Origin of the sequence: Roseococcus sp. SDR (assembly GCF_019083995.1) — a bacterium.
GTDB lineage: Bacteria > Pseudomonadota > Alphaproteobacteria > Acetobacterales > Acetobacteraceae > Roseococcus.
In genome coordinates, this window is the sequence record NZ_JAHRCU010000003.1 from 307,884 (window position 1) to 325,240 (window position 17,357).

The window sequence follows — 17,357 nt, forward strand, 5'->3', positions numbered from 1 at the left end:
CACAGGGCCAAAGGCCCACAGCGGCTCCGAGCCGGCACGGCCGTGGCGAGGCCACCGCGCCGTCACGGGGCTTGGCTGAACGAATTCTCTTGTTGGACCAGGATGCGGAGCACCTGCGTCGCCTCACGCAGTATCTCACGGGGCACGGCTACCGGGTCACTGCCATACAGGGCGCGGATGAACTGCCAGTGCGGCTGCAGTTGGAGTCGCCCGATCTCATCTTGCTCGAACAGCGCCTTGGAGACGTCACGGGTACCGAGGTGCTGGGCCGCATTCGTGCGGTTTCAAGCGTGCCGGTCATCATCCTCACCGCGCAATCGGATCCGGTGGATCGCATCATCAACCTCGAGATGGGCGCTGACGACCAGGTGCACAAATCCGTCCCGGAGCGGGAGATCATGGCGCGCATGCGCGCTGTGCTGCGCCGGATGCAAGGCTCTGCCTACCGCTCACAGCCTGCTTGGGTGCTCTCGGAAGGTCGGCGGGATGTGGTTCGCCCTGACGGCTCCGCCTGCGGCCTGACGACTGCCGAGTTCGGCGTGTTGCGTGCCCTCGCCTCGGCAGAAGGCCAAGCCGTCACGCGCGCTGAATTGTGCGAGAGAGTGCTCGGACGGCCGCTGCATCCTGGGGATCGGGCGGTAGACACAGTGATCTGCAAGCTTCGCCAGAAGCTTGCTCCAGGCGTCATCGTGACGGTGCGGCCCGCGGGTTACGCCTTCGCTGGCTTCCCGAGCCCAGCGGCTGGCTGACGGCGGGGCCGATCAACACAACTCAACCATTCTCCACCTCGTTGCGACTTTGCATACAACTATAGGTTGTTAATATCGAGTTAACACTCCGCCGGAACCAGATGCATGCCCGCTTCGCTTAACCGACGCGCCATCCTCTCGCTCCCAGCCCTCTCCCTCGGGCTGGCCCCGTTCGAAGCTGCGGCGGAGTTCTCCGCCTGGGGGCACTTTAAGCAACGCTTTGTCACTCCGTCGGGCCGAATTGTGGACAACGGCAACGGTGGGATCTCACACTCCGAAGGTCAGGCCTGGGGCATGCTCCTGGCAACTATCCATGACGACCGCGCAGCCTTCGAGCGCATCTTTCGATGGACCCGCTCCACCCTCGCCATCCGAGGCGACCGTCTCCTGGCTTGGCGGTTCCGCCCGATCGGTGGCGTGGATGACATCAACTCCGCGACGGATGCCGACATCTTCCACGCCTGGGCTCTGCTCCGCGCCGAGGAGCGCTGGCCTGGACAAGGCTACCGCCCCCTGGCAATCGCCATTGCGCAGGACATCCTGCGCGTATCATGCCGGCAGATCGGCGGACGAGTGGTGCTGATGCCGGGCGCCTGGGGCTTCGACCACGGGACGCATCTGGTGCTCAACCCCTCCTATTATGTTTTCCCAGCGCTCGAGGCGCTGGCCGCTGCGCATCCCCATCCCGCCTGGCCGGCCCTCATCGCGGAAGGTGACAGAATGCTGATGGAATCTCGCCATGGGCGCTGGTCGCTTCCGGCGGATTGGGTGGTGATGCGGCGGCCAGGCGCACCAGTCGAGCCAGAGCCCGTTCGCGGCGACCGCTTCGGTGACGACGCCGTGCGGCTGCCCATCTATCTGGCATGGTCAGGGCGCTGGCAGACGCCGCTGATGCAGCGAGTGGCCGGCTTCTGGGCCGACCCCAGGCATCCTTACCAGCCGGCATGGGTCACCCTGAGCGACAACCGGATTGCGCCCTTTGCCGCCAGTCGCGGCCATGCGGCCATCCGCCGCCTGGTGCAGCCGACGGCGCCGGAGGGGCTTGCGGATGCCGTCACGGACCTCGGCTATTACAGCAGCAGTCTCGCTTTGCTGGCGGAAGCCGCCGCGGCCGAAGCCCCCATGCGAGGCAGCGCGCGCGTCGCATCGCTCGCGCGCTGAGATGGCCGCGCGGGGGCGGCACACCCCGCTCCCGCGACGTCAACCCTCTTCGAAGCGCAGGTTACGGGCCCGGATCAGCGCGCTCCACTTGGCGCCCTCGGTAGCCACGAATTGCTGCGCTCGGTCAGCGCTCGTCCCCTCCGCCAGGAAGCCGAACTCCTGGATGCGCGCCTGCACATCCGCCTGGCCCAGCGCATGCAGCGCCACTTGGTTGAGGCGGCGCACCGCGGCATCCGGCGTGCGGGCCGGCACCCACCAGCTCACGAAACTATAGGCCTCGAAGCCGGGCAGGATGGTATCGCCCATCATCGGCACATCGGCGATGGCGGGCACGCGGCGGTTCGTCGTGACCGCCAGCGCGCGCAGCCCGCCCTGCCGGATCTGCCCCAGCGCGGCGGCGAGGTCGGCGAACATGAAATCGACCGTGCCGGCACGGATGTCGGTCAGCGCCGGCGCCGTGCCGCGATAGGGCACATGCGTGATCTGCGCGCCTGTGAGGTTGGCGTAGAGCTCAGCCGCCATCTGGTGCGGCGTGCCGATGCCGGCGGTCGCGTAGGTGAAACGGCCCGGATTGGCGCGCAGCGCGCGATCCCATTCCGCGACATTCTGCGCCGGGAAATTCTCCCGCACGACGAGGACGAGCGGTGTGACGGTGAGGATGGAGACGGGGCGGAAATCCTCGATGCGATAGCCCGGCTCGCGCGCCATGAAGGGCGCCAGCACGGCCGAGATGGCTGCGAGGAACACGGCATGCCCGTCAGCCGGCTGCTGCGCGGCGTAGCGTGCCCCCACCATGCCGCCGGCGCCCGGGCGGTTCTCCACCACCATGGGCTGGCCAAGCATCTGCTGCACATGCGGCGCCATGGCGCGGGCCAGGATGTCCGGGCTGCCGCCGGGCGCGAAGGGGTTGATCAGCCGCACGGGCTGATGCGGCGTCCAATCCGGAGCCTGGGCCAGGGCCGGCGCGGCGAGGAGGGTCGGCGCCAGCAGGGCGGCGCGGCGGGGGATCGGGCGCATTGATGGAGTCCATGTCATCTTACGACAGGTAGTGGGGCCAAGCCACGCAAGATGCAAGCAAGGTTTTTCGGGGGCTTGCGCCACGCCCCGCATCATGACAGTCCCGCCACATGATGACCTCGCCGGACCCCGTCACGCTCGCCATCCTGAAGGGGCGGCTCGAGCAGATCGCCGATGAGATGGACGCGACGCTCTATCGCAGCGCCTTCAATCCCATCATCGCCGAGGCGCGGGACGCCTGCCACGGCATATACCACCCGACCAATGGCGACACGCTGGTCCAGGGCACGCAGGGCCTGCCCATCTTCGTGGGCGCCATGTCCTTCGCGGTTCGTGCCGTGATCGAGAAGGTGGCGCGGGACGGCGACCTCGACCCCGGCGACACCTTCCTCTTCAACGACCCCTATGCGGGCGGCACGCATCTGAACGACTTCCGCCTGGTGCGCCCCGTCTTCCATGAGGGCCGCCTTTTCTGCTGGCTGGCGAGCGTCGGCCATTGGCTCGACATCGGCGGCAATGTGCCGGGCAACTTCAACGCCCGGGCCACGGAGAGCCACCAGGAGGGCGTGCGGATTCCGCCCGTGAAGCTGATCCGCGGGGGCCGGCTCGACCAGGACCTCCTCGACATCCTCGCCGCCAATTCCCGCGTGCCGCAATCCAATTGGGGCGACCTGAACGGCCAGCTCAACGCGCTCGACCTCGGCCAGCGGCGGCTGGATGCGCTGCTCGCCGAATATGGCGCGCCGGTGCTGGAAGGCGCCTGGTCGGCCCTGCTTGATCGTGCCGAGGCGCTGATGCGCGCCGAGATCGCATCCCTGCCCGACGGCACCTATGCCTTCGAGGATTTCCTCGACAATGACGGCATCACCGACGAACCGCTGCGGATTGCGCTCGACATGACGGTGGAGGGCGATGCGCTGCATCTGGACTTCTCCCGCAGTTCTGCAGCCTGCGCCGGGCCGCTCAACATCGCGCGCGCCACCGCCATCGCCTGCTGCTACGTGGCGCTCAAGCACGCCTTTCCGGAGGTTCCGGCCAATGCGGGCGTGCTGCGCGGCGTGCGCTTCACCCTGCCGCCAACCTCGCTCTTGAGCGCCGAGGCGCCGCGGCCCGTCGGCGGCTATACCGAGACCATCCTGCGCGTGATCGGCGTGGTCTTCGGCGCGCTCGCCAAGGCCGACCCCGCCCGCGCCACCGCCGCGCCCTTCGGCACCATCAACGCGCTCTCCATGGCGGGCAGCCGCGCCAATGGCGGCCGCTTCGTGCTGTTTTCCTTCTTCGGCGGCGGGCTCGGCGGCAATCCGGAGGGCGATGGCCTGACCCACGCCAACAACCCGATCAGCACCGCCACCATGCCGCCGGCCGAGATCCTGGAGGCCGCGCATCCCGTGATGTTCACCCAATGGGCGCTGCGCCCTGGCAGCGCGGGCGATGGGCGCCACCGCGGCGGCCTCGGCGCCATCTACGAGATCGAGACGCTTGCCCCCGGCACCACGGAGGTCTTCCTGCTCGGTGAGCGCGGGCGCTTCGCGCCCTTCGGCGTGCAGGGCGGCGGCCCTGCCGCGCTGAACCGCTTCAGCTGGACCACCGATGGCGCGACCTGGAACACGCCACCGCTGGCCAGCAAGGTCGTCGGCGTCACGCTGCCCCAGGGCGGCCGTGTGCGCCTCGAAACCCCGGGCGGCGGTGGCTGGGGCGATCCCACGGAGCGCGACCCCGCGGCCCGCGCCGAGGACCTCCGCCAGGGCTACGTGGCATGAGTGCCATCATCGGCGTGGATGTCGGCGGAACCTTCACCGACCTCTTCCTCTTCGACCCGACCACCGGCGCCTTCCGCACCGCCAAGGTCCCCTCGCAGCGCGGCGACGAGGCGGTGGGCTTCCTGCAGGGCCTCTCCGCGCTCGGCGATGTCGCGGGCTTCGGCGCCATCGTGCATGGCACGACCGTCGGCACCAATGCGCTGCTGGAGCGCAAGGGCTGCCGCCTCGGCGTCATCACCACGCAGGGCTTCCGCGACGTGCTGGAGATGCGCCGGCGGGACCGCCCGCGCGCCTGGGGCCTCTGGGGCAGCTTCACGCCCATCGCCGAGCGCGCGCTGCGCGTCGAAGTGCCCGAGCGCACGCTGGCGGACGGCACCATCCAAACGCCGGTGGACCTCGATGCCGTGCGCGCGGCGGCCAGCGCCCTGCTGGCCGAGGGGGCGCAGGCGGTGGCGCTGGTCTTCATCAACAGCTACGCCAACCCGGCCAATGAGCGCGCGGCGGCCGCGGCGCTGCGCGCCCTCTGGCCCAACGCGCATGTCAGCGTCTCCAGCGAGATCCTGCCCGAGATCCGCGAATTCGAGCGCGCGAGCACGACAGCGCTCAACGCCTATCTCCAGCCCAAGGTGGCCGACTATCTGGAGCGGCTGGAGGGCGCGCTCGCCAGCCGCCGCTTCACCGGGCGCTTCCACATCGTGCAGTCCAATGGCGGCATCATGTCCACGGCGCGGGCGCGCGCCACGCCCGCGCGCACCGCGCTCTCCGGCCCGGCGGCAGGCGTGATCGCGGCCGCCGCGATCGCGCGCGCGGCCGGCTTCCCCAATGTCATCACCGGCGATCTCGGCGGCACTTCCTTCGACGTCTCGCTGGTGGTGGAGGGCGAGATGGCGCTCGCCGCCCAGACCACGGTGGATTTCGGCCTGGTCATTCGCAGCCCGATGATCGAGATCACCACCATCGGCGCGGGCGGCGGCTCCATCGCGCGGGTGGATGCGGGCGGCCTTCTCCAGGTCGGCCCCGAAAGCGCCGGCAGCCGCCCGGGGCCCGTCTGCTACGGCCAGGGCAACACCCGCCCCACGCTGACCGACGCCAACCTCGTGCTCGGCCGCATCAACGCCGCACGACCCATCGGCGGTGCGCTCGCGCGGCTCGATTCCGCGGCCGCCGAGGCCGCGATCCTCGAACATGTCGGCCGCCCCCTCGGCCTCGATGCCGCAAGCGCCGCCGAGGCCATCATCCGCGTCGCCAATGCGCGCATGGCGGGCGCCATCCGCCTCGTCTCCATCGAGCGCGGGCATGATCCGGGCGAGTTCGCGCTGCTGCCCTTCGGCGGCGGCGGCGCGCTGCATGTGGGCGCCCTGCTGCGCGAGGTGGGGCTGCGCGCCGCGCTCGTCCCGCGCTTCCCCGGCATCACCTCGGCGCTGGGCTGCGTGCTGGCCGATGTGCGACATGATGCGACGCGCACGCTCAATCTCGACCTCGCGGGCCTCAATGCCGCCGCGCTCAGCCGCCATCTGGTCGAGACGGCAGCGGCCACGCGCGCGGTGGTGGAGGATGCGGGCCTGCCGCTCACCGGCATCGAGAGCGTCTTCGAGCTCGACATGCATTATCTCGGCCAGACGCACACGGTCGCGGTGCCCCTGCCGGGCGCCGAAGTGACGGAGGAGATCATCCGCACCGCCTTCGATGCCGCCTATAGTCGCGCCTTCTCGCGCCTGCTGCCCGGCATCGGCGTGCGCATCCTGAGCAGCCGCGTCACCGCGATCGGCCGGCGGCCGGCCTTCGACATGGCGGCCCTCGCCCCGCCCGCCACCAGCCGCACCACGCCGCTCGAGGCGCGTCAGGTCCGCTTCGACGGCGCCTGGTGGACCACGCCCGTCTTCGCGCGGCTGGAACTTCCGGCCGGCCATGTGGTCCAGGGGCCCGCATTGCTGGAGCAGCCGGACACCACCATCCTCGTCGAACCCGGCCTCGCCGCGCGCACCGACACGCTCGGCAACCTGATCCTGGAGCGCACATGAAGGACACCGCCCTGCTCCTCTGCGATCTGCAGAACGACTTCCTGCACCCCGACGGCGCCTATGGCCGCGCGGGGCAAGGCGCGGCGGCCATCGCGGCGCTGCCCGCGCGTCTGGCACCGCTGGCGCGGCAGGTGCGGGCGGCAGGCGGCGTGGTGATCTCCACCCATTTCACCCTGGTGCCGGGGCGGGACGGCGAGCCGATGATCGACCCGCATCTGCGCCGGCTACGCCCTTTTCTCGCACGGGGGGATTTCGCGGCGGGGAGTTGGGGCCATGCGCTGGTGGATGAATTGCAGCCGGCTCACTTCAGTGTCGAGAAAGTGGCATACTCCGCCTTTCACCAGACGCGGCTGGAATGGGTGCTGCGCAAGGTTGGCGTCACACGGCTCCTTATAGCGGGCATCGTCACAAATGGCGGCGTCACCTCAACCGCACGCGACGCGCATGTCCGCGAGTACGAGGTCACAGTGCTGAGTGATGGCTGCGCCGCCTTCACCCCCGCCCTGCACGAGACGGCGCTGGCGAGCCTCGCTTCTATCGCGCGCATCACCAGCCTGGCGGAGGCGATCGGGTGAGCGTGCTGCGCGAGGCGGTAGCGCCCGAGTTCACCGCGCCGGTCCTGATCGTCGGCGGCGGCGCGGCCGGCCTCGTCGCCGCACTCGCGGCCGCCGAATTCGGGGCAGAAGTCGTAGTCCTGGAGCGCGATGCACTGCCGCGTGGTTCCACCGCGCTCTCGGCGGGGCTCATCCCGGCCGCCGGCACGCGTTGGCAGGCGGCGTGTGGCATCGTCGACGATCCCGAGACCTTTGCCGCCGATGTCCAGAAGAAGGCCGGGGGCGCGGCAGACCCGCGCAGCGTGGCCGCCGTCACCAAGGGCGCCGCCGGCACCATCGAGTGGCTGGCTGACCGCCACGGCCTCGCCTTCTCGCTGGTGGATGACTTTGACTATCCAGGCCACCGTCGTCGCCGCATGCATGGGCTGCCGACACGCGCTGGAGCCGAGCTGATGGATGCGCTTCTGGAGGCAGCTCAGCGGGCCGGCGTGACCCTGGTCACCGGCGCCACAGTCACACATCTGCACGCCGATGCGTCCGATGCCGTTCGCGCCGCTACCATCGCGCGCCCGGATGGCAGCACCGAGTTGGTGGGCTGCGATGTGCTGATCCTGGCCTGCTCCGGCTATGGGGGCAATCCAGCCCTTGTCGCGCGGCACATCCCGGAACTCGCTGGGGCGGTCTACTTCGGCCATGCGGGCAATCGTGGCGATGCGCTGCGCTGGGGCGAGGCACTGGGCGCAGCGACGCGCCATCTGAGCGGGCACCAAGGCCACGGTTCGGTAGCGCATCCCGCGGGAATCCTCGTCACCTGGGCTGTCATCATGGAGGGCGGCTTCCAGGTGAACCAAACGGGCCGCCGCTTCTGGAATGAGGCGTCGGGATACTCCGAAGCAGCTGCAGCGGTATTGGCGCAGCCGAGCGGTGTCGCATGGAACATCTTCGACTCGCGGATCGCCAAAGTGGCCCGACAGTTCGAGGATTTCCGCCAAGCCGAAGCTCATGGAACCATTGTGGCCGCGGAGAGTTGGGAAGAATTGACCGAGCGCACAGGCCTACCCGCGATAGAGCGCCCGCCGACCACGGGGACCGACGCCTTTGGGCGCGACTGGTCGCTGACGCACCGCCTCGTGCCGCCATTCCATGCGGTGCGCGTGACCGGCGCATTGTTCCACACCCAGGGCGGCCTTGTCGTGGATGAGGCGGCACGTGTGTTGCGACCCGATGGCCGTCCGCTTCCCAATCTCTTGGCGGCAGGTGGAGCCGCCTGCGGCGTCTCGGGGCCGAGCGCCTCGGGCTATCTCTCCGGCAACGGATTGCTGACTGCCGTAGTGCTCGGTCGGCTGGCCGGACAGGTGGCGGCATCCGAACACGGCATGGTCTAGGCTGACCTAAGCCCCGCAGCCAGCCGCTGCGCCGGGCAGCCCATCCGAACACGGCATGGTCTAGGCTGACCTAAGCCCCGCAGCCAGCCGCTGCGCCGGGCAGCCCATCCGAGCCTGGAGCCTGCAAATGCCCCTCTCGCCCCATCCTGAAGCCCTCGAAGCGGCTGTCATGGCCCTGGCCTCCTGGCTCAAGCTCGGCATCGAGGCTGTCAGCATTGGCATCATCCTGGTCGCAATGCTGCTCGCCGTGGGGCGCCTGCTGGCCCAAGTTCTGGGCCGAACCACACCCGATGTGCGGATGGGCCTGGCGCGCGGTCTCTCCCTCGCCCTCGAATTCCAACTCGCCGCGGATATTGTAGGCACCGCCATCTCGCCCGGCTGGGACCAGATCGGCAAACTCGCGGCCGTCGCAGCGATCCGCACCTTCCTGAACATCTTCCTGCAACGCGAGATGACCGAGGCCGGAGAAAAAGGTCCGGAGGGGGCCAGATAGGGCCGCGAAGCCCGAGCATTCGGTGGCGAGGGCGGAAAAGGTCGCCCTTCAGGAGCGCGCTTTCAGGTCGCCCCGCGCCGCATGGATGGTGGCAAAACCCACGAAAGCATAGTCTTCCATGCTCCTCGCAGAACAGGATGGTGGCTGGATGCCATCTGCCTATCCAGCAAGCGAAAATACATGACTGCGCGCATGGCCTGCACGCCCCTGTCTGGGACGCGCAGGCATCGGTGCGCCCACGAGCGGCCGAGACGTGGGCATGACTGGCTTATCGGGCGTGAGAACAGGTACGCGTCCGCCTCTCGGCACCGACCGCGCACCCCTCATGCCGGATGATCCTCCGGAGTCCTCCGCACGGCGGGTAGACCCGCTATCGGCAATACGTCGAAGGGAATTCACCTGCATGGCCAATAATGGTCCACAACTGAAGCGCCTGGCATGTTCCAGGCGCTTGTTGCGCGATGGGCGGCGGCCGTCCGCGTTGCGAATGCCGGGCTTGGGGCCAGATCCGAGCCCCGGCTCCGCGTCAGGCGGCATCTCCCTCAACAGTCCAGCGGCGCCCCGTTTGAACGGGACCGCAAGGCGCGCCTAGGATAGAGTCCGCGCAGCCTGGCGAAGACGCTCTTGCTCGGCGCGTGACCACCAGGAAAAGGTGATAAGCATGCGGCTTGCGAACAAGATCCTCCTCATCACGGGCGGGGGCAGCGGCATAGGCCGTGCTACGGCCCTGCTGGCCTCGCGCGAAGGGGCCACCGTTGCCGTCGCCGACCGCAACCTGGCCGCTGCCGAGGAAACCGTTTCCATGCTCACGGGCCCCGGCCTTGCCATCGAAGTGGACGTGACCGTCAGCGACGATTGCGCGCACATGGCGACGTCAACAGTTAGGGCGTTCGGCCGCATCGACATCCTCTGCAGCAATGCGGGCTATGGCATCCAGGGCGATGTGGTGAGCACGCGCGAGGAGGATTGGGAAGCGCTCTTCGCCGTGAATGTGAAGGGGGTGTTCCTCAGCGCCAAACACGTGGTGCCGGTGATGCGCGCGCAGGGCGGTGGCGCGATTGTTAACACGGCCTCCAACATCGCGATCATCGGGCTTAAGGACCGCGTGACCTACGTGGCGAGCAAGGGCGCGGTGGACAGCCTGACACGCGCGATGGCGTTGGACCATGTGGCCGAGGGCATCCGCGTGAATGCCGTTGCCCCGGGGCCGATCGGCAGCCCTTATTTCGACCGCATGATCGCCAACGCAGCCGATCCGGAGGAGTTCAAGCGAGTACTCAATTCGCGCAGCGCCATGAACCGCATGGGGCGACCGGAAGAGGTGGCGCAGGTCATCGTCTTTCTTGCATCAGACGACGCATCCTTCGTCACCGGCGCCACCTATGTTGTGGATGGCGGTGGCGTGGTTATGTGAGACTTAGACCGACAGGAAGGGCAGCACCCTGTCCAGAAAGGCAGCCTGCCGCGTCTGCGGATAGAAGTGCCCGCCGTCAGACAGCGGAGCGAAGGCGGCGCCCGGGATAGCCTCGGCGGTAGCCCGCTGATGGTGATGTGGGACGATGAGGTCATCAGGCGTGCCCACCACCAGGGTGGGCACGGAGACACAGGGCGGCAAATCTGTCCCATTGAAGTCCAGCAGGGCGCCGATTCGTTCGGACCAGCGTTGCCGTTCCTCCACTTCGCGCCCCTCAGGCAGGCGGTCCGGTGTGGCGAAGTTTCCGGCGGCCACCAACGTCTCGGCGGGATAGCCGAGAAAGCGGCCCATCTGCTCGTAGGCCGCATAACCCGCGCGCTCCAGGATCGCGAGACGCGTGGTGAAAAGCGCTCGCAGATAAGGGTCCGGCTGCAGCCAACCGGCCGAGAGAACGATGCGCGAGACGTCGCACATGCGCCCGGCCGCCATGGTCAGCACGATGGCCGCCCCGGTGGAATGACCGCAAAGCGCGAACCGCCCGCCCAGTTCGGTAGCCACCGCTGCCGCATCCTCTGCCAGCGTCGTGATGGTGACCGGCGCTGTGCCGCGGGTGCTTGCGCCGACACCGCGCTGGTCCAGTACCGCCACGCGAAAACTTGCCGCCAATACCGGCACAATACGCGACCAGAATCCGGCCGTGCCACCCAGGCCCGAAACAAGGAGAAGGCCCGGCCCTTCGCCCGTGATGGTGACAGCGAGCTCTGCGCCATCAGGCCGGGTCAACCTCAAGCGCGAGCCTTCGCGGCCTCGATCTCCGCCAGCAGCGCGCGTCCATTTGGCGCATTGGCGAGGATGGTGTCATAGGCCGGGCGTGCAGCTGCCTTGAAGGGTGCAAGGTCGGGCTCGATGATGTTGATCCCGCGCCGGCGCACCTCCACGAAACTCTCCTCGCGGAAGCGGTTGTAGTACGCGAGACCTTCGGTGACGGCGGCCGGAACGCTTTCGCGGATGGCAGTCTGTACATCGGGCGGCAGGGCAGTGAAGCGCGAGCGCGAGGCGATGAGCACGGAGGGCAGCTGGTGCGTCCGCGTCAGAACATAGTGACGGATCACCTCGACGAAACGGTCCGCGATCATCTGATCCGGCGCAAGCTCCGCTGCATCCACCACGCCGTTCTGAAGCGCGAGGAATAGCTCCGCATAGGCAGTGGGGGTCGGCTGCATTCCAAGGCTACGATAGGCCTCCACATACCCCGGCGACTGGATCACCCGAATCTTGAGGCCACGCGCCTCCGAAAGGTTCGTGAACGGGCGATTGGTCAGAACGCTGCGCTCGAAGAGGTTGAACCAGGAAAGTCCGACCATGCCAACAGGATCGAGCAAGGTCAGCAAACGCTGGCCCATCTGGCCCTGCATCAAGCGGTTCGCCTGCTCGTAGTTGTCGAAGAGCCAGGGCAGCGAGAGCACGCCCAGATCGCGGATCGTATTCTCGAGCGATGGCTGGCTGTTGAACATCAGGTCGATCGCACCGGTACGAGCCGACTGGATCAACCGCAGTTCGCCGCCCAGGGCGGAGTTGGCGAAAACGTTAATCTTCACGCGGCCGTTGGTACGGCGCTCCACCAATTCGGAGAGCTTGGTACCCGCCACATGGTAGGAAGATTGCTCAGAAAGCACATGGCCGAGCCGCAGTTCAGTGACGGACTGCGCGCGAGCGACGAGGGGCGCGGCCAAAGGGGTTGCCACAGCGCCAAGGAGCAGGCTGCGGCGGGACATCTCGGACATCTGCGGGATTCTCCTCAGGGTTATCGCACCAACGCCAGGGACAGCGCAGGCACATAGGTGATGATGAGCAGGCACAGCACGAGAGAAGCGAGAAAGGGCAGCAGCGGCGGCATCAACTGCTCCATGCGGAGCTTGCTGATGCTGCAGGCAACGAAGAGGTTCACGCCCACCGGCGGCGTCACCATACCGACTGCGAGGTTCACCACGACGATGACGCCGAAATGGATGGGATCAATCCCGAACGCGATGGCGGCCGGGGCAAGCACCGGCGCCAGGATGATGATTGCCGCCAGCGTCTCCATGAACATGCCCACGACAAAGAGGAAGCCATTGACCAGGAGAAGAAAGATCAACGGGCTCGCGGTAATGGCGGACAGCCAAGTGGCCACTGCCTGTGGCGCCTGGTACGTTGTCAGCACATAGGCAAAGACGCTTGCGAAGGCCACGATGATCAGCACGATGGCCGACGTCTTCGCGCTGCCAGCGAGAATCTCCGGCAGGTCACGCCACGCCAACTCCCGATAGACGAAGAGGCCGAGGATCAACGCGTAGACGGCCGCGACCACGGCGGCTTCGGTCGCGGTGAAGATGCCGCCATATATTCCACCAAGCACAATCACCGGCATCAGCAGGGAGAGGGCGGCGCGCTTCGTCGCCGCCCAAACGTCGCGTCCGATCTCCCGCGGGGCGAAGCGAGTAGGGTCGCCGTAGCCTCGCATCGTGGATTGAAAGATGATGAGCGCCATCAGGCTGAAGCCGATGAGGAGCCCGGGGATGATGCCCGCAAGAAACAGCGAGCCGATGCTCTCGCTCACCGTCACCGCGTAGATGACCATGGGTATCGAGGGCGGGATGATGACCCCGATCTCGCCCGAGGCCGCAACTATCGCCGCCGCATAGGGCTTGGGATAATTCCGCTTCGTCATCTCCGGCACGAGAATGGAGCCAATTGCGGCCGCCGTGGCGGAGGAAGAGCCGCTGATGGTGGCGAAGAACATGGCTGTCAGCACGCCAGCAGCCCCCAGACCGCCACGCACCCATCCCACTAGCGCTGCAGCGAGACCGACGAGGCGTGTCGCCATGCCGCCGGCGAGCATGATGCGGCCGGCCATCACGTAGAACGGGATCGCCAGCAGGGTAAAACTATCCAGGCTCTCCAACGCTGCCTGAGCGATCACGATAAGAGGAATGCTCTGCGCCTCGAGCGCGATGAGGGGCGCCATGCCAAGCGAAAACGCGATCGGAACGGCCGCAGCGAACATGACGATCAGGGCGATGGCGGTGCCGATCATGGCTCAATCCGCCACGGCATCGAGGGCGCCACGCGGATCGCTCCCGTCGATGATGCAAGCCAACAGGAAGCCCAAGATATTCATCACCATGAGGCCCGCCCCGATGGGCAGTGACATGAAGACATACCATTTCGACAGGCCCAGCACCGGACTACGCTCGATCTCGCCGATCTCGGCGAATTCGAGGCCGATGACGATGAGCAGCATGCAGAAGGCGGCGCAGGACAGGTAAGCCAGCACCTTGATCGCGATCCCGAGCAAGCGAGGCAACGCATGCGTCAGGAGATCCAGCGCGATCAGCTCGCCATGTCGCAGGGCCCAGGCGGCACCGAGGAAGACCGTCCATATCATGGAGAAGCGCGCGACCTCTTCCGTCCAGGCGGCGGAGGCGTTGAAGCCCACGAGCGGCAGCACGAAGCGCACGATGACCTGCCCGAGCGCGCCGACTGTCATCATGAGCAGCAGCAGCGCGAGCACGTATTTCAGCAGCAGGTTCACGGCATCGATGCCGGCGAGGATGGCTCTCACGGGCGGCCCGCCTTCTCCAAGTGGCCGCGGAGCGCCGCGATGGCGCGGTCCCGCCGCTTCTGCCGCGCAGGGATCTCCGTCAGCGGCAACTGGGCACGCAGCCCGGCCTCCAGCTTGTCCACCGCCGCGTTGGTCAGCGCCTGCGCGGCCCCGCGATCCTTCGCTACGTCGTTCAGGATGTAGCCGAAGAGCTCCATATACTGCCGGATGCCGCCCAGCGCGTTCAGGTCCACGCCGGCGAAGGGGCCGATCACCGCCCAGCGCAGGCCGAAGCCATGGGTCAGCGTGGTGTCGGCATCCTCGGGGCTGATCACGCCGTCGCGCACCAGCGCCACCATCTCGTTCAGCATCGCGGCCTGGATACGATTCATGGCGAAGCCGCTGATCTCGCCATGCACGCGGATGGGCTTCTGGCCCACCGCCTGCATCACGCGATAGGCCTCGGCCAGTGTCGCCTCCGAGGTGCCGGGATGGGTCACGATCTCCGTCACCGGCAGCAGGAAGGGCGGTGTGAGGGGATGCACCACGATGAAGCGATCCGGCCGCGCCAGCACGGATGCCAAGGCCGCCTGCGAGAGGCCAGAGGTGGAGGTGGCGAGGACCGCATCGGCGCGCATCGCGGCTTCCACGCGCGGCAGCACCTCCTGCTTGACAGCCAGATCTTCCTTTACCTGCTCCTGCACCCAATCCACATCGCCGACCGCCCCGTCAAGATCCGCATGGGTTGTGATGCGGGAAAGCCCGCCCGGTAGGCCCGCAATGGCCGAGCCCTCCAGCGCCTCGAAGACAGCGGCGGCACGGGCGGGGAAGCGCTCCAGCGCGGCGGAATCCCCATCCCAGACGCGCACGGTGCAGCCCGCGCGGGCGAAGACCACGGCCCAGGCCGTGCCGATGGTGCCGGCGCCGATCAGCGCCACGCTCGGAAGCGCGCTCATTGGATCGGCGAGAAGTTGGAGGGCGTCAGGATGCGCGTATTCTGCACATCCAGGTAATCCGCCACCATGCCGAGATAGGCCTGCCATTCCGGATCGGCCAGCATGGCCGCACGGCGCCGCGCGCGGTCATCCAGTCCCTCATACCCCCAGAGCGCCACGACGTGGTTCAGTTCGCCGATCTCGGTCGTGAAATAGCCGAGGAACTTGCCGAGATGCTTGAGCTGCAGGGGCAGCCCGTGCTTCTCATAGGTGGCGACGAAGAGCCCGAGCTTGCCGGGCTTCAGGCGATAATCCCGCTCCTCGACGATCATCCGGTCAGGCCTTCGGCGGAAGCGAGCCGAAAACCGTCTCGGCCTCGATCTGCAGCACGTCCACGGGGCGCGGGAAGTTGGGCGGCTGCGGGTCACCCGGCTTCCGCTCACGACCGATGCGGGCGAAGAAGGTCTCGAGGCCGCCCGGCATCATCAGCCACATGAAGGTCATCGGCGCGTCGTCGCTCGCCTGGAAGCGGTGGGATCGGCCCTTGCCCAGGAAGATGCAGGTGCCCTTGCTCATCGGCACCTTGTCCGTGCCGTTCAGCAGCGCCTCGCCCTTGCCCTCGAGGACGAAGATCACCTCCTCATTATCGGGATGGACGTGCTCGCGGACGAAGCTGCCGGGATCCACCGTCTGCGTGCCCATGGCGAAGGGCGTCCCGGCGCCGATCTCGTTGGAAGCGAGCATGCAGCGCACGAAGCCATTGGCCGGCACGGGCTGCCAGAAGGAGCGTCCCTCGTCGGGCTGGACGATGACGAGCGGGGCTTGCGGCATTGGGGTATCGGGCATCAGGTGGTTCTCCTGCGCGGGGTGATGGGGAAGGCGCGCGCGGGCGCCAACAGGCTGGTCAGCGCCTCGGCCCGGCGGCCGATATGACGCTGGAGGATCTCTTCGCCGGCGGCGGCATCGCGCGCTACCAGCGCTTCCAGCAGCGCGTCATGCTCGTCGAAGTTCAGCTCGGGGCGCGGGCCGGTGGCATAGGCCCAGCGGATGAAGGTGGTGCGCGCATTCACCTCGCCCAGCATGCGCAGCAATTCGTGGTTGCCGCCCAGCGCACAGAGCGCCTCATGGAAGCGCACATCCTCGCCCACCATAGCCGCGCGGTCATTCATGCGATGGGACTGGCGCAGCGTTGCGCGCCAGCCTCGGCGCAGGGCCGTGATGTCCGTGGCCTTGGCCCGTTCGCAGGCGTGGCGGAAGCCCGTGACCTCCAGCGCGGTGCGCAGCTCGTAGAGGTCCATCGCCTCCTTGAGGTCGAGGTCGCGCACATAGAAGCCGTGGCCGCCGCGGGCGAGCACGAGGCGCTCGGCCGCCAGGCGGTTCAAAGCCTCCCGCACCGGCGTGCGGGAGAGGCCGAGGCGCTCGGCCAGATGCACCTCGTTCAGCCGCTCGCCGGGGCGCAGCTCGAAGAGCAGCAGCATGCCGCGCAGGGCCTCATAGGCCACGTCGCCGGCGCTGCCGCGCGCGGGCTCCGTTCGTTGCGGCAGGGTTTTCGCGGCACGCATGCGGGCAGCATTATGCACCACTGTATGCAATGCAAGCGGATTCAGGCGGCCGGCGGCACAGCCCGCAGATAGGCCACGACCATCTCGCCCAACATCTCCTCATAGGTCGCGAGGCGCGCGGGCCGGAACAGATCCCCCGCGAAGGCGGCCGAGAGCGTCCAGCGATTGGCGCAGTAGAAATAGCCGAGCCCAGACATGGCGACGTAGAGCGCCGTCACGTCCACATCCTCGCGGAACAGCCCCTGCGCGCGCCCGGCGGCCAGCAGGCGCTCCATCGTGGCGAAGAGCGGGTTGTAGAGCCGCGGGATGTTCCCCGCCGCGCGCAGGTGGCGCGCGCGGTGCAGGTTTTCCTCGTTCATCAGCGCCACGATCTCGGGATGCGCGCGAAACAGGCGGAAGGTGTCATGCGCGAGGCGCCGCATGCCCTCCACCGGGCCCAGCGCGTCCAGCGCCGCCTCGTCCTGCCCGGCGCGCAGCAGCGCATAGACATGTTCGAGCGCGGCGACCCAGAGCCCCTCCTTGGAGCCGAAGTGATGGAAGAGGAGGCCCTTCGCCACCTCCGCTCCGCGCGCGATCACGTCCATCCGCGCGCCAGCGAGGCCCTTCTCCGTGAACTCCCGCACGGCGGAGGCAAGGATCGCGGCCTTGGCGCCCTCGGCATCGCGCGTGCCGCGTTTTCGTCGTTGACGGGGAAGCTTCATCCGGATCATGCTTCCTGCTATT

18 protein-coding genes are annotated in these 17,357 nt (G+C 67.9%); 8 read left to right on the plus strand and 10 right to left on the minus strand.

Annotated features, from left to right (window positions below; genetic code table 11):
* The first annotated feature begins 92 nt into the window (after nucleotides 1–92).
* Nucleotides 93–749: a response regulator transcription factor gene (locus KTR66_RS05595; protein ID WP_213611237.1), complete on the plus strand. Its 657-nt coding sequence runs from the start codon at nucleotides 93–95 to the stop codon at nucleotides 747–749.
* Between the two features lie 105 nt (nucleotides 750–854).
* A complete protein-coding gene (locus KTR66_RS05600) occupies nucleotides 855–1,910 on the plus strand; it encodes a glycosyl hydrolase family 8 (protein WP_213611240.1) in 1,056 nt (351 codons plus the stop codon).
* 39 nt (nucleotides 1,911–1,949) lie between these two features.
* Here KTR66_RS05600 and KTR66_RS05605 read toward each other — a convergent pair whose 3' ends face one another.
* Complete coding sequence (locus KTR66_RS05605) at nucleotides 1,950–2,927, minus strand: tripartite tricarboxylate transporter substrate binding protein (protein ID WP_213611241.1); 978 nt, start codon at nucleotides 2,925–2,927, stop codon at nucleotides 1,950–1,952.
* A 110-nt stretch (nucleotides 2,928–3,037) separates the two neighbouring features.
* Between KTR66_RS05605 and KTR66_RS05610 the strand changes: the two genes are divergently transcribed.
* The 6 genes from KTR66_RS05610 to KTR66_RS05635 all read left to right on the plus strand — a co-directional run bounded on the left by KTR66_RS05610 (nucleotide 3,038) and on the right by KTR66_RS05635 (nucleotide 10,554).
* Entirely contained in the window at nucleotides 3,038–4,687 is a 1,650-nt protein-coding gene (locus tag KTR66_RS05610) for a hydantoinase B/oxoprolinase family protein (RefSeq protein WP_249731855.1), read from the plus strand.
* A complete protein-coding gene (locus tag KTR66_RS05615) occupies nucleotides 4,684–6,708 on the plus strand; it encodes a hydantoinase/oxoprolinase family protein (RefSeq protein WP_213611243.1) in 2,025 nt (674 codons plus the stop codon). The genes KTR66_RS05610 and KTR66_RS05615 overlap by 4 nt, the downstream gene beginning before the upstream one ends.
* Nucleotides 6,705–7,283: a cysteine hydrolase family protein gene (locus KTR66_RS05620; RefSeq protein ID WP_213611245.1), complete on the plus strand. Its 579-nt coding sequence runs from the start codon at nucleotides 6,705–6,707 to the stop codon at nucleotides 7,281–7,283. The genes KTR66_RS05615 and KTR66_RS05620 overlap by 4 nt, the downstream gene beginning before the upstream one ends.
* Nucleotides 7,280–8,647, plus strand: coding sequence for an FAD-dependent oxidoreductase (locus tag KTR66_RS05625; RefSeq protein WP_213611247.1), 1,368 nt, complete (start codon nucleotides 7,280–7,282; stop codon nucleotides 8,645–8,647). The genes KTR66_RS05620 and KTR66_RS05625 overlap by 4 nt, the downstream gene beginning before the upstream one ends.
* A gap of 169 nt (nucleotides 8,648–8,816) precedes the next feature.
* On the plus strand, nucleotides 8,817–9,140 hold the full coding sequence (locus KTR66_RS05630) for a DUF1622 domain-containing protein (RefSeq protein WP_213611249.1): 324 nt from the start codon (nucleotides 8,817–8,819) through the stop codon (nucleotides 9,138–9,140).
* A gap of 661 nt (nucleotides 9,141–9,801) precedes the next feature.
* Nucleotides 9,802–10,554 carry an SDR family oxidoreductase gene (locus tag KTR66_RS05635; RefSeq protein ID WP_213611251.1) on the plus strand — a complete coding sequence of 251 codons (753 nt, stop codon included), beginning with the start codon at nucleotides 9,802–9,804 and terminating at the stop codon, nucleotides 10,552–10,554.
* A gap of 3 nt (nucleotides 10,555–10,557) precedes the next feature.
* On the opposite strand, the gene KTR66_RS05640 is transcribed toward KTR66_RS05635, so the two are convergent.
* The 9 genes from KTR66_RS05640 to KTR66_RS05680 are packed head-to-tail and all read right to left on the minus strand — an operon-like array spanning nucleotide 10,558 to nucleotide 17,335.
* Nucleotides 10,558–11,337 carry an alpha/beta fold hydrolase gene (locus KTR66_RS05640; RefSeq protein WP_213611253.1) on the minus strand — a complete coding sequence of 260 codons (780 nt, stop codon included), beginning with the start codon at nucleotides 11,335–11,337 and terminating at the stop codon, nucleotides 10,558–10,560.
* A gap of 2 nt (nucleotides 11,338–11,339) precedes the next feature.
* Nucleotides 11,340–12,338 carry a TRAP transporter substrate-binding protein gene (locus KTR66_RS05645; protein WP_213611256.1) on the minus strand — a complete coding sequence of 333 codons (999 nt, stop codon included), beginning with the start codon at nucleotides 12,336–12,338 and terminating at the stop codon, nucleotides 11,340–11,342.
* Nucleotides 12,339–12,358: 20 nt separating this feature from the next.
* Nucleotides 12,359–13,630: a TRAP transporter large permease gene (locus KTR66_RS05650; protein WP_213611257.1), complete on the minus strand. Its 1,272-nt coding sequence runs from the start codon at nucleotides 13,628–13,630 to the stop codon at nucleotides 12,359–12,361.
* 3 nt (nucleotides 13,631–13,633) lie between these two features.
* Entirely contained in the window at nucleotides 13,634–14,158 is a 525-nt protein-coding gene (locus tag KTR66_RS05655) for a TRAP transporter small permease (protein ID WP_213611259.1), read from the minus strand.
* Nucleotides 14,155–15,093 carry a 3-hydroxyacyl-CoA dehydrogenase NAD-binding domain-containing protein gene (locus KTR66_RS05660; RefSeq protein ID WP_213611261.1) on the minus strand — a complete coding sequence of 313 codons (939 nt, stop codon included), beginning with the start codon at nucleotides 15,091–15,093 and terminating at the stop codon, nucleotides 14,155–14,157. The genes KTR66_RS05655 and KTR66_RS05660 overlap by 4 nt, the downstream gene beginning before the upstream one ends.
* Nucleotides 15,090–15,404 carry an NIPSNAP family protein gene (locus tag KTR66_RS05665; RefSeq protein WP_213611263.1) on the minus strand — a complete coding sequence of 105 codons (315 nt, stop codon included), beginning with the start codon at nucleotides 15,402–15,404 and terminating at the stop codon, nucleotides 15,090–15,092. Before KTR66_RS05665 ends, KTR66_RS05660 begins: the two co-directional genes overlap by 4 nt.
* 4 nt (nucleotides 15,405–15,408) lie before the next feature.
* A complete protein-coding gene (locus KTR66_RS05670; protein WP_249731856.1) occupies nucleotides 15,409–15,918 on the minus strand; it encodes a cupin domain-containing protein in 510 nt (169 codons plus the stop codon).
* Nucleotides 15,918–16,634 carry a GntR family transcriptional regulator gene (locus tag KTR66_RS05675; protein ID WP_213611265.1) on the minus strand — a complete coding sequence of 239 codons (717 nt, stop codon included), beginning with the start codon at nucleotides 16,632–16,634 and terminating at the stop codon, nucleotides 15,918–15,920. The genes KTR66_RS05670 and KTR66_RS05675 overlap by 1 nt, the downstream gene beginning before the upstream one ends.
* 41 nt (nucleotides 16,635–16,675) lie before the next feature.
* The gene (locus tag KTR66_RS05680) at nucleotides 16,676–17,335 is read right to left on the minus strand and encodes a TetR/AcrR family transcriptional regulator (RefSeq protein WP_213611267.1); all 660 of its coding nucleotides are present in this window, start codon (nucleotides 17,333–17,335) and stop codon (nucleotides 16,676–16,678) included.
* Nucleotides 17,336–17,357 lie beyond the last annotated feature (22 nt).